This is a genomic window from Bacillus cereus group sp. MYBK227-1 (assembly GCF_051916325.1).
Classification (GTDB): Bacteria; Bacillota; Bacilli; order Bacillales; family Bacillaceae_G; genus Bacillus_A; species Bacillus_A cereus.
Map to the genome: position 1 here is coordinate 24,916 of NZ_JBQAGK010000002.1, position 11,863 is coordinate 36,778.

Genomic DNA, 11,863 nt, shown 5'->3' on the forward strand with positions numbered 1-11,863 from the left:
GTATGTATACGAAGTAAAAAAATGATAGGAGATTTTATATGCAAAACAGATCAAGTTCAAATGTTACGTTTATTGATGTGTCTCATTGGGAAGGGAATATTGATTGGAATGCAGTGAAGGCATCTGGAATTCCAGCAGCGTATGCAAAAGCGACAGAAGGTGTAAACTACATTGATCCTACTTTTACTAAGAATGTACAAGCAGCACGAAATGCGAATGTATTAATTGGTGCATACCATTTTGCACGCCCAGAACAAAATGATGCAATTTCAGAGGCAAAATATTTTGTGAGTATATTACAAAATAACCAGACAGACTTAATGCCAGTTCTGGATTTAGAATCACCAATAGATCCGAGTAACAGTAATTTAACTGGTAACGCTATATCGAATTGGGCAAGAAGCTTCATAAATTATGTGAAACAGGCTACTGGAAAAGATGTAATGTTATATACAGGAGTTTGGTATATTAATGAGTTCGGAATTAGCGGATTAAGTGATATACCGCTTTGGATTGCTAAATACTCGAGTACACCGCCTGCTGATGCTGGTGGATGGACAACGTGGACAGCGTGGCAGTACACAGATTCTGGACAAATTTCAGGCGTAGGAAATTGTGATGTATCAGCTGCAGTTTCATTAGAAGCTTTAAAAGGGAATGGAGCAAGTGGTGGAGGTAATGTTTCCCCGCCTAATAATGCAACTCCAGTGTACGGGGTTGCTATAATTAATGGAGATAATGTGAATTTGAGAAGTGGACCATCTTTGCAGTCTAGTGTAATTCGCCAATTGAATCGTGGCGAAACATATGAAGTTTGGGGAGAACAAGATGGATGGCTTTGTTTAGGGACAAATCAGTGGGTATATAATGATCCGAGTTATATTCAGTATAAACATTATGTGGCGACTATTACTGGTGATAATGTAAATTTGCGTGATGCTCCATCATTAAATGGAAATGTTATAAGACAGTTACATCATGGTGAATCGTATCGAGTATGGAGTAAGCAAGATGGATGGCTTTGCTTAGGGACAAATCAATGGATATACTATGATCCAAGTTATATTCAGTATGGTGTACAATAGAGTGAAAATAAAAGGTGCCCCGTCAGAGGTGCCTTTTATTAAAAATATACAACTTTTACAAAGTCTATATCGAAACCATAGTATACTATAATAGATATATTTATAAAAAATAATCGAAAATGAAATAAAGGGGTAAAAATATGAATTATGTGCTAATAGGTGCGGTTTTAATATTATTAGCTGTAGTATTTGTGCTGTTTTATAAAAATAAACAGTTAGAATCAGAGAGTCAGCAAGTAGAATTTGAAAAGAAACAAGCAATTGAAACGTATGAAAACGAAATTGCAGCTACGGTGATAGAGCATAAAGAACAACAAAATAATTTAAAAAATATGGAACAGAAAAAATACAATGATTTACAAGTAAGTGCAAATAGAGAAATTGAAAATATGCGTATGATGAAGAATCAATTAGCTATGCAACATAGTAAAGAACGTGGTGAAATACAAAATAAACATAATAACGAAATACATATGTTTCAAAAATTAATTGCAAATTTACGAGAATATACTAAAAACGGCGCTGAAATGAATACGTACGAAACATTACATTATATGAAGCGAGGATTCATAGAGCAAGGCATCATATTAGATGCTGAAATTGAAATCATGCCGAATGTTTTTATTAAAAATAATAGTGAAATAAACGATAATCGAATCCATCATCTCATTTTGTGCAAAACTGGTATTTATCTACTTGAGACGAAAGAATGGGAAGAGAAATTAATTCATGGTTTAACGAAAGAAAATGCTGGTATATATTCATTTATGATTGATGAAATGGGTAAGTATCAACAAGAACTTGAAAAAGAAGAGACATTTGAATATATAGTAGGTAAAGATTCGGCAACTATACAAGTGAAAAATGAAGGGAATCCAGTATATAAGGCGAAGAAACTATCTCAAATTTTATACAATTGTTTGAAAGAAATGCAGGCTAATAGTATAAAAGAAAAGGTAAAACCAGTTGTATATTTTTATAATGAAAATGGAAAAGAAATAATAGATCTTTCAAGTGAGGAAACACCTAGATTAAAAGATCGGGAGCAAATTGTAACGTTCTTCAGAAATGAAATCTTAGCAGGAAAAATAGTATATACAGTGCAAGAATTAGAACAGATTCGAGAAATGATTAGCCGGATGAATTATATAGTGAGTTAAAAGGGGAGATCTTTCTGAACACTATGCTACGTGGCATTTTGTATGTCTATTTTTGTTTGTATATAGTAATGTACATTGTATTTATATTCGTCATTGATATGGTCCATATACCCTTAAGTGTAAGGAGCATTTTTGTAGTATTCATACCATTTGTTTTATTAGTCATGATTCAAAGGGCTATTTTATATGTTTCTAAAAATCGTAATGAAGAAAAGAAGCAAATGTTGGGGGGGTTAATAGTAGCACTCATACCATTAATAGTGTGCACTGTACAACTAAGTGTAAATGAATATACATCAAAGTTTAATCAAAATAGATGGTTAAATCATGCAGATAAGCGGGTACATATGGTAGATGATCTATTACAAAAATATAAATTAATAGGGAAATCAAATGAAGAAATTACACAATTGTTAGGAGCCCCAACGGAAACGAGAAGTGGGGGAGAAGGAGTTATCACTTTGTATTATCTTGGGACTGAACGTGGCTTTATCCCAATAGATAGCGAACAGCTTATTTTACAATTTGATAGAGATGGTAAAGTCATGGAATATACGGTGCATAAAGATTAAAGAAACGTGGAGGGAAGCTATATGTTATAGCTTCTTTTTTATTTTTCAATATGTCAAGGAAGGGGGAGAAGGTTTTTGAGTGGAATAAGGAATGAAAGCGGAGGTGATGCATATATATAGATGCATTGGGCGATTATTCGCCCGATTGGTGAGGGTTAATAATCAATAAGTACGGACCAAAACCCCACTGATGAAAGTTTCACTTTATCATATTGTATAAATGAAAAGGAGGTAAGACGGTGAAAGCAATCCCGACTGATGTCCTGAGTAAAGAATTGATGGAAAGAGAAGGAGTTATATCTATTACAGTAAAGGAATTTGAAAAAATAGAAGTAGCTGGAGTAGTAGTAGCTGGTCCAGCGGTTATTTTGATTAATCAAGATTAAGTACATATCATTGAAATAAAAAGCATCCATCTAGGATGCTTTTTATTTGTATGTAAGGATAAATATGATGGATAATTGTGTTACTGGAGGGAAAGTCTGTGGCAATTATTATAACAATGTTAGTAATGGGTATTTTATTAGGATTTGTTGGAGCTGGAGGAGCTGGGTTTATTATCGCGATACTCACTTTAGTATTTCATATTCCTATTCATGTTGCTCTTGCAACATCTTTAACTGCAATGGCGTTTACGACATTATCAGGTGTTGTCAGTCATTACCGTGAAGGTAATGTAGCACTTATTATAGGCGGGATTGTTGGGGGATTTGGCGCAATTGGCTCTTATATTGGTTCTAAATTTGGTTCACTTATACCAGCACATCTTCTTCATTGGTTTACAGCTGGGATGTTATTTTTATCGGCAATTTTTATGTTTATTAAATTAATTATGTTCCAAAACAAAGAACAGTCATCTTTATATAAGCATAAAGAGTTTTCCATGAACTACTTGTTGAAATGTATATGCCTTGGATTAGTTACTGGAATGATGGCTGGTTCATTTGGGATTGGTTCTGCACCGTTTATTCAGCTTGGATTAATGGTTCTATTGGGATTAACGATTCAGCAATCTGTAGGGACAACAATGCTTGTTATATTACCGATTGCAATTGGAGGCGGTCTAGGATATAGTTCGGAAGGATATTTAGATTATATATTGTTATTGCAAGTATTAATTGGGACCATGTTAGGGGCATATATTGGCGCGAAGTTTACAAATTATGCACCGCGAATGCTTTTGAGGTTTTCGATGATTATGACACCGGTTTTAGCTGGATGTATGCTATTGATGGAGTAAGGTGAAATTATAATAAGTAGGGGGTTACTGCTTACAAATAGCGGGATAAAATTAATATAGCAAACTATTAATATATTTTACGAATGAATTATGTAGGTAATTCATATTTCCCATATAAAAGGATTTGTTTTAATATTATGAGTGTAAAGTTCGAGTATTCGAAGTACTACTTGAATTATATCCCTATCCCTTTTCTAAAAATGCGAACAAGTTTTGCCCTATTCTATTCAATAGTTAATTGCATAGAAATATATTGTTCGATGACCATTATGGAACGTACATAATGGGAAAATCCCGATCCTTAAAGAGGATGCCCCTAATCTTCATGTGAAAATATGATCGGATAAGAAAGCTGACCAATTTATGGTCGGCTTTCTTTTTGTTCAAAAACAATTTTTTCTTTAATTTCTGTTTGTAATAATACAGTTTTTCCGAAGCGACGTTTGCATTCCGCACGCACTTTTTCAATGGCTAGTAGCTGAGTAGTCGCGGGAACTGTGACAATAGCTTGGCGAGCCTTTCGATTTTCTTCACAAAAGACACATTCCACAACATAATTAGAAATCATATTTTCATCCTTCCAGTTTTAATTTCTAAAAAAGGATTGTCTATGAAGTTGATATAATTTTTCGTCATTGTTTTATTATTTTCCTCTTTTTTTCAAGGGGAAAATAAAAAAGAGGGCGAATTTTAGTAGGGGAGGGATGTTTATGGAGAGATGGATAGGTAGTGCAGCGGTATGTGTAAATGAAAGAAATGAAGTTTTAATGGTACTGCAGGGCAAAGAGGGAGAAGAAAAAAGATGGTCTGTCCCAAGTGGAGGACTTGAAAAGGGAGAGACACTAGAAGAATGTTGTATCAGGGAAGTTTGGGAAGAAACAGGTTACAATGTGGAAGTGGTAAATAAAATATATGAAAAAGAGGGTATTACATACGGTGTTCCAGTGTATGTCCATTATTATTTTGTTAAACAAATAGGCGGTAATATGAAAATCCAAGATCCTGATGAGTTAATACATGAAATTGCTTGGAAAGGGATACATGAAATTGAACAATTGTGTTTAGCTTTTCCAGAGGATTATGAATTGCTGTGCCAATATATAGATAAAGAAGCAAGTATGTAAATACTTGCTTCTTTAATGTATCCAAGACAAGAAAAGCGGAACGATAACTAAACTAGCGCCTGCTGTTAAAAGCATGGATAAACTTGCAATTGTTCCTTCCACAGGACCGATTTCGAATGCTTTTGATGTACCGGTTCCATTTGCGCTCGTTCCTAACATAATACCTTTTGCGATTGCTGTTTTAATGCGGCAAATGCGTATGAGAGAAGGACCGAGCAATGCTCCTGTTAAGGCAGTTAAAACGACAAATACAGCAGTTAATTGTGACATACCACCAATCATTTCTGAAATAGCCATTGCGATTGGTGTTGTTACGATATGTGGCGCTAAACTATGTTCTAGTGATGAATCAATTTGAAAATAATTTGCTAGTAGTGCTGAAGTAATGACTGATAAAAACGAACCGACAATGACATTAAGTAAGATAGCCATTCCATGTTTCTTTAACAAATCAAAATATTTATAGATTGGCCATGCAAAAGCAACTGTTGCGGGCTTTAATAATTCAGTTAACCAGTGACCACCAGATTCATATGTTTCATAAGGTGTATCTAATCCGAGCAATAAAGCAATTAAAATAATGGGACAGACGAGAAGAGGAGAAAGTAGACTCCAATTCCAACGTTGATACATTTTTTTTGATATCCAATATGTGAATAGTGTTAATAGTAAACAAAGAAATCCGATCATTGAGTTGATCCTTTCCGCTTTAGTAGCAATTCTGTTAAAAGTCCTGTAACTAAGGTAACGCAAAGAGTGCTAATCATAATAATTAAAATGAGATCGATTCCATATTGTGTTAGTGTATCTCTGTAACGTATGACAGCGACTGCAGAAGGGATGAAAAATAAAATAAGTTCTTTTAATAAAAAATCTGCTCCGTCCTGTATCCATTCTTTCTTAACTAGGTTAAATTTTAACGAAATTAATAATAAAAAAATACCGATTATACTTCCTGGAACTGGGAGGTGTGCCTGTTTTGCAATCCATTCACCTGTCCAAGCGAAACAAAATAGTAACAAAATTTGTCCGCTTAACTTCCACCATTTCATACAGTAACCACCTCTTTCTTTTTTTACATAAAAATTGTAAAAAAGAATTAACAATTTCTACTATACGTTCATTCAAAATATTTGTCTAATATATAAATTATATGTTATTAATATATTAGACATATTAATCGAAAGTGAAAAGGGTGTCCAAAAATGGAATTACGGCATTTGCAATATTTTGTTGTTGTGGCAGAAGAGTTACACTTTGGACGGGCAGCTGCTCGTTTACAAATGACACAACCACCACTTAGTCAACAAATACAGCAATTAGAAAAAGAAATGGGAGTTACATTATTTTCAAGAACGAAAAGAAAGGTTGAACTAACAGAAGCAGGAGAAATGTTTTTAAAAGAAGTAAAAAAAGCGTTTGAACAAATTGAAAAAGCAGTAGAAGTTGCACAAAGTGCGCAAAGGGGAGAAGTAGGATCACTTTCAATTGGTTTTGTAGGTGCGGCGATATATGATATTTTACCATCAATTGTTAGGGAATATAGAAAGAAATTTCCGAGAGTGTCTGTTGCATTACATGAATTGTCAACACCAGATCAAGTTCATGCACTTCATGATAACCGTATTGATATTGGCTTTTTACGTCCACCAATTCCAACACAATTATTAGAATTAGAGCCAATTCAAAGGTTATCTTGTACCTTATGTTTACCAAAGGCACATCCACTTGCAGAGAAAGATGAAATACATATAGAAGATTTACGAGATGAGCCGTTTGTATTTATTACGAGACCAGTATGGCCAGCTTTGTATGATACAATTTTATCTCTTTGCAGAGAAGTTGGATTTAGTCCACGTATTGTACAAGAAGCAACAGAGTATCAAACAGTTATGGGGCTTGTAGCGGCAGGGATTGGAATTACAGTAATACCCGTATCGGCAAATAAGTTATATAAAACAGAAGTTGTATATAAAGAATTATATGATTCTAATTTTGTGGCAGAAATGTCAGTGGCTTACAAAAAAATGAATAGTAATCCAGAGTTGCTAGAGTTTTTAAAAATTGCAAGAGAGAAGAAAAGAATAGAAGTAGAAGATGAGTAATAGTAGTAACAGAAAATGAAGTTAATTCAGATTTATAAAAGTACACCTTGTTAAACAATAAAGCGGAAATGCAACTTAAGTTGCATTTCCGCTTTATTGTTCTTTTTTTAGCTCGATACTAAATAGATAAACGTGTTCATTTTCTTTTAAGAGTAAATCAATACCTTTGTCTTCGTCAATTGTAGGGACGCTTACAGTTTCTTTACTTGTTTGGATTACAGCAGCTAAAATTGTTTTTTGATTGTATTTTAAATTTTTTATAGATTGGATTGTAGTAGTTGCGGAGCTATTTACGCTTGGTGGTGCTTCTTCATGAACAAGCGTTGAAGCACCTTCAATATTCATATACCACTGCCTTTTTTCTTGTATATCTTTATCGAATTGGAAATGTGGTGGTAAAAAAGAAAGCTTTACTTTCTTTTTTGAAAAATGTGAGGTAGCTATATTAGCAATTTCTTTTGTTTTTTTACCATTGTTATAATAATCAATTGTAGCATTTATTTCATCTTTATCATTTTTAAGCGTAACGTTATAAAACATGCTATTTCCTTCTTGAAAAGGAGTCATTTGTAAAATAGAAGCTTGCTCTTTTGTTAATTTGTATGGCTCAACAATGGCAACTTCATTGTTTTTTATTTTGCTACAACTTGTGAGTAATAATAAAAACAAGATTGATAGTAATTTTATACGCATGCAATCTCCTCCTTTTTACAATTATATTCTAAATGTGATTTTTTATCATTTCGTTTTCTAGGACTAAAGACTTAGAAGAAATTCCGATTGTAGTGCGATGTTTAAAATGTCATATTTTTATACACTAGTAGTATAGAATGCGTATGTAATAAGGTAGGGGAAGAATTTTATGTCTTTATGTCGGTTAGCGAGAAAAAATATTAGAACATTTGCTACCAAAAGGATGAAGCAATTTATGTGGATTGCTATGAGTATTATGATTTTGTTTTTTATGATATCGTTACAATTTAATGAAGGAGCTATTTTGAAAGTAGGGGATGCATTTGTATTTCAAATGTATTTTTACACACTGTTTATTGTACTAATTTTCATATGTATTTTTACTACATATAAAATGATGTACTCCCTTTTGCTAGTGAGGAGAGAGGAGTTTACATCTTATGTAGCAGAAAATATAAAAAGAAAAGAAGTACTATGTTTATTATGTCAGGAGCAATTATTCATTTATGGAGCAGCGTTTGTTTTTGGATTAGTTAATGGGATGTTATTTTTAAAATTATTTACGATTATCTTTATAAGAATAGCAGGAATACAAGGGATAAATAGTGCACCGATTACAATATATGCAATAGTAGTAGTGAGTATAATTATGATTGTTATCCTTCTATTATCGATGGTGCAATGTTTTCGATTTGTTCAAAGTTTACAAGATAAAAATTCGTTGCATTTCAAGAAAAAGGCATGAGAAATCATGCCTTTTTCCATTTTACACATAAAAATAATCATGTTACAGTGAAAAGACCTGACAAAGAATGGGAAGGAAAGGTTGTATAGAATGACAAATGAACAATCAATTGTAAAAGTCGATCGGTTAACGAAGCGAATCGGATCAAAGACACTTGTACAAAATATTAGTTTTGAAGTGAAAAAAGGCGAGGTTGTCGGTTTACTCGGACCAAACGGTGCTGGAAAAACGACTTTAATGAGAATGATGGTTGGTATGATCCGTATGACAGAAGGTGAAGTATGGATTGATGGTCAATCTGTGAAACAGCAATTCGAAAAAACAGCTGCGAAAATTGGAGCGGTAATTGAGACACCTGAATTTTATCCTTTTTTGAGCGGCTATGAAAATTTAACATATTTCGGACGAATGAATGGTAATGTGACCGAAGAACGTATCGATGAAGTAGTGAAATTGTTAGGGATGGGACAAGTAATTGATCGCAAAGTAAAAGCGTATTCACTCGGCATGAGACAACGTTTAGGAATCGCTCAGGCACTTATTCACGATCCAGACGTGTTGATACTAGATGAACCGACAAATGGATTAGACCCTAGTGGAATACATGAAATGAGAATGTACATAAAAAAAATTGCACATGAACAAGGAAAAGCTGTACTTGTATCAAGTCACTTACTTTCAGAAGTTGAATTAATGTGTGACAGAGTTATCATTATTCAGCACGGGGAATATGTGGCTACGCAAAATATTCAGCATAGCCAAAGCGAAGAGATGGAGACGATCCGTATACGTGTAGATGATGCGAATAAAGCAGCAGAAATATTAGGGCATGATGTTTTAGTAAAAGATAATGAATTACTTATTAATGTAAAAGATGAAGAAATCCCAAATGTTATTCGTACATTGCTTGAGAAAAATATTCAAGTGTATCGTGTATATGAAGAAAGAAAAACGTTAGAAGAGCAATTTTTAGAATTAACAGGGGGAAAAGATATTGTTTAATTTAGTATATAACGAACTGTATAAAATATTTAAGCGGAAGCGAACGATTATTCCATTTGCAGTTATTGCAGTATTAATAATCGGATTAGGATGGGTTACGGTAAAGTATTTTGAACCGGAAACAAAAGGATGGAAAGTAGATTATACAGAACGAACTGTAGAAATTGAGAAAAAGCTTGGCATGAAAAAAGAAGCTATTTTAGCAGAAAAATCAGGGGATGAGCTTGTAAAAGAATACCAGCTTAAGATGAAGCATTTAGATACGGATACAGCACCGGCAAGCAGTTCTCCACTTTCTTTCATGAGAGATACAGGTTTTATCGTATTTCCAATTTTGCTCCCATTTATCCTCGTGTATGCAAGTACAATTTTTGCGAATGAATATAGCTGGGGAACATATAAATTTTTAACGATACGACCAGCGAGTCGCTTTAAAATTTTAACAGCAAAATTTTTAGCAATCGTTATATTTGCAGCTTTATTATTTATATTTAATATGATCTTCTCCGCTTTATGTGGACTTGTTATTTATAAATTCCAACAGCCTGCATGGAGTGAGTTTATTTTCCAAGATGGAAATATAATAAAACAAAACATTTTTGTAGAAGCAAGTAAATATTATGTTTTATCGTGGTTACCAACGGTTGTGTACGCATCGTTTGCATTTATGATTTCTGTGTTAACGAGATCTAGTGGAGGTGCAATTGGTATTTCACTATTCCTTGCTTTATCAGGCAATATTGCGTTATTAGCAGCCACTAGATATAACTGGGCGAAATATTTATTGCCAGCAAACACAGATTTATATAGTATTTCAAAGAACGGAAGTTTTATTGATGGAGTAACATTCCCGTTTGCATCATGTATGTTGCTACTTTATTTGTTCGTATTTTTATGTATTTCATATACTGTGTTTTTAAAACGTGATTTAACTTAATAAGAAAAGCCGTTCAGGGTGCTGAGATGCACTTTGAACGGCTTTTTTTATGAGAATTGTTTAAGTGCTCTTTCGGCTAGTAAAGCAAAGTATTCTGCACTTATAGGCAGTGCCTCTTCATTAATTGTAAAAGCAGGATGATGCCATTCATGTGTACCGCTCGTTCCCATAAAGACGAATGAACCTGGTATTTCCTGTTGGTAAAATGAGAAATCTTCTCCAGCCATTGATAGACTAGGCGAGATGATATTAAGATTCATCTTTGTGGCAACTTGAGTAGATAAGTCTGAAAGAGCTTTATCGTTGTGAACAGCAGGAGGACCTGAATAAAAACGGAATTTCGTTTTTACACCTAATGCATCAGATACACCTTTAATAATACGCTCCATGAGTGCTGGAATCTTTTCACGTGTTTCAGCTTGGAACGTGCGAATCGTTCCTTCTAACGTAGCTTTTTCAGGAATTACGTTCCACGTATTTCCTGCGTGAATATTTGTAACACTAACAACCGCATTATGAGATGAACTTATATTTCGGCTTACAATTGTTTGCAGTGCCATCACAATTTGAGAGGATGCGACAATAGGATCTACGCCAGCATCTGGTACAGCCGCGTGTGTACCAACTCCGTGAATTTCAATTTCAAATCGATCAACTCCAGCCATCAGTGGACCATCTTTAATGCCAATTGTACCTACTGGTAAATCAGGTTTATTATGCATGCCGAAAATCGCTTGCACATTACGTAAATGTCCAGCATCAATAACTTTGCAAGCGCCATTACTACTTTCTTCAGCTGGTTGGAATATGAAGCGAACCGTTCCATTTAGGGAAGATTCTCTTTCTTTTAATAAGAAAGCAGTACCTAAAATGGCAGCTGTATGAAAATCGTGTCCACAAGCATGCATTTTTCCTCGTACTTTAGATGCATAGGACAAATGTGTTTCTTCTTGAATAGGAAGGGCATCAATATCAGCACGAACTGCTACAATTGGCCCGTTTTTATTACCAGACACTTCAGCGATAATTCCTGTTTCTAAATTGGAGTCAATGATAGTAATGTTTTTTTCTTCTAACCAATTTTTTATTGCTTTTGTTGTTTCGAACTCTTCATATGATAGTTCTGGATACTCATGTAAATGTCGACGGATGGAAATAAGTTTTTCTTTTAGTTGATTTGAAATAGATACCATGTAGTAT

15 protein-coding genes are annotated in these 11,863 nt (G+C 34.0%); 10 read left to right on the plus strand and 5 right to left on the minus strand.

Annotated elements, in window-relative coordinates:
- Positions 1-38: 38 nt before the first annotated feature.
- From ACTFRM_RS07260 to ACTFRM_RS07280, 5 genes are all read left to right on the plus strand, one after another.
- The gene (locus ACTFRM_RS07260; RefSeq protein ID WP_001181393.1) at positions 39-1,085 is read left to right on the plus strand and encodes a GH25 family lysozyme; all 1,047 of its coding nucleotides are present in this window, start codon (positions 39-41) and stop codon (positions 1,083-1,085) included.
- A 140-nt stretch (positions 1,086-1,225) separates the two neighbouring features.
- Positions 1,226-2,245, plus strand: a complete 1,020-nt coding sequence (locus ACTFRM_RS07265) for an NERD domain-containing protein (protein WP_025689692.1) — start codon at positions 1,226-1,228, stop codon at positions 2,243-2,245.
- 23 nt (positions 2,246-2,268) lie between these two features.
- Positions 2,269-2,817 (plus strand): hypothetical protein, encoded by a 549-nt coding sequence (locus tag ACTFRM_RS07270; protein WP_000943753.1) that lies wholly within the window; start codon positions 2,269-2,271, stop codon positions 2,815-2,817.
- A 239-nt stretch (positions 2,818-3,056) separates the two neighbouring features.
- A complete protein-coding gene (locus ACTFRM_RS07275) occupies positions 3,057-3,203 on the plus strand; it encodes a BC1881 family protein (RefSeq protein WP_000644411.1) in 147 nt (48 codons plus the stop codon).
- Between the two features lie 98 nt (positions 3,204-3,301).
- Positions 3,302-4,057, plus strand: a complete 756-nt coding sequence (locus ACTFRM_RS07280) for a sulfite exporter TauE/SafE family protein (RefSeq protein WP_000974659.1) — start codon at positions 3,302-3,304, stop codon at positions 4,055-4,057.
- 361 nt (positions 4,058-4,418) lie between these two features.
- Here ACTFRM_RS07280 and ACTFRM_RS07285 read toward each other — a convergent pair whose 3' ends face one another.
- Positions 4,419-4,625 carry a DUF3903 domain-containing protein gene (locus ACTFRM_RS07285; protein WP_000625222.1) on the minus strand — a complete coding sequence of 69 codons (207 nt, stop codon included), beginning with the start codon at positions 4,623-4,625 and terminating at the stop codon, positions 4,419-4,421.
- Between the two features lie 142 nt (positions 4,626-4,767).
- On the opposite strand from ACTFRM_RS07285, the gene ACTFRM_RS07290 reads away from it, so the two are divergent.
- The gene (locus tag ACTFRM_RS07290) at positions 4,768-5,181 is read left to right on the plus strand and encodes an NUDIX hydrolase (RefSeq protein ID WP_000442981.1); all 414 of its coding nucleotides are present in this window, start codon (positions 4,768-4,770) and stop codon (positions 5,179-5,181) included.
- Positions 5,182-5,193: 12 nt separating this feature from the next.
- On the opposite strand, the gene ACTFRM_RS07295 is transcribed toward ACTFRM_RS07290, so the two are convergent.
- The gene (locus ACTFRM_RS07295; RefSeq protein ID WP_000578954.1) at positions 5,194-5,871 is read right to left on the minus strand and encodes an LrgB family protein; all 678 of its coding nucleotides are present in this window, start codon (positions 5,869-5,871) and stop codon (positions 5,194-5,196) included.
- Positions 5,868-6,233, minus strand: coding sequence for a CidA/LrgA family holin-like protein (locus ACTFRM_RS07300; protein WP_000872365.1), 366 nt, complete (start codon positions 6,231-6,233; stop codon positions 5,868-5,870). Before ACTFRM_RS07300 ends, ACTFRM_RS07295 begins: the two co-directional genes overlap by 4 nt.
- 153 nt (positions 6,234-6,386) lie before the next feature.
- On the opposite strand from ACTFRM_RS07300, the gene alsR reads away from it, so the two are divergent.
- On the plus strand, positions 6,387-7,286 hold the full coding sequence (gene alsR, locus ACTFRM_RS07305; RefSeq protein ID WP_000423234.1) for an acetoin biosynthesis transcriptional regulator AlsR: 900 nt from the start codon (positions 6,387-6,389) through the stop codon (positions 7,284-7,286).
- A gap of 93 nt (positions 7,287-7,379) precedes the next feature.
- Here the strand turns inward: alsR and ACTFRM_RS07310 are convergent, their stop codons facing one another.
- Positions 7,380-7,979 carry a hypothetical protein gene (locus ACTFRM_RS07310; RefSeq protein WP_001220612.1) on the minus strand — a complete coding sequence of 200 codons (600 nt, stop codon included), beginning with the start codon at positions 7,977-7,979 and terminating at the stop codon, positions 7,380-7,382.
- A 169-nt stretch (positions 7,980-8,148) separates the two neighbouring features.
- Between ACTFRM_RS07310 and ACTFRM_RS07315 the strand changes: the two genes are divergently transcribed.
- From ACTFRM_RS07315 to ACTFRM_RS07325, 3 genes are all read left to right on the plus strand, one after another.
- On the plus strand, positions 8,149-8,724 hold the full coding sequence (locus ACTFRM_RS07315) for an ABC transporter permease (protein ID WP_000050617.1): 576 nt from the start codon (positions 8,149-8,151) through the stop codon (positions 8,722-8,724).
- Between the two features lie 90 nt (positions 8,725-8,814).
- On the plus strand, positions 8,815-9,726 hold the full coding sequence (locus ACTFRM_RS07320) for an ABC transporter ATP-binding protein (protein ID WP_000180622.1): 912 nt from the start codon (positions 8,815-8,817) through the stop codon (positions 9,724-9,726).
- On the plus strand, positions 9,719-10,663 hold the full coding sequence (locus ACTFRM_RS07325; RefSeq protein ID WP_000482759.1) for an ABC transporter permease: 945 nt from the start codon (positions 9,719-9,721) through the stop codon (positions 10,661-10,663). The genes ACTFRM_RS07320 and ACTFRM_RS07325 overlap by 8 nt, the downstream gene beginning before the upstream one ends.
- A 47-nt stretch (positions 10,664-10,710) precedes the next feature.
- Here ACTFRM_RS07325 and ACTFRM_RS07330 read toward each other — a convergent pair whose 3' ends face one another.
- Positions 10,711-11,856, minus strand: coding sequence for a M20 peptidase aminoacylase family protein (locus ACTFRM_RS07330; protein ID WP_000253674.1), 1,146 nt, complete (start codon positions 11,854-11,856; stop codon positions 10,711-10,713).
- Between the last annotated feature and the right edge of the window lie 7 nt (positions 11,857-11,863).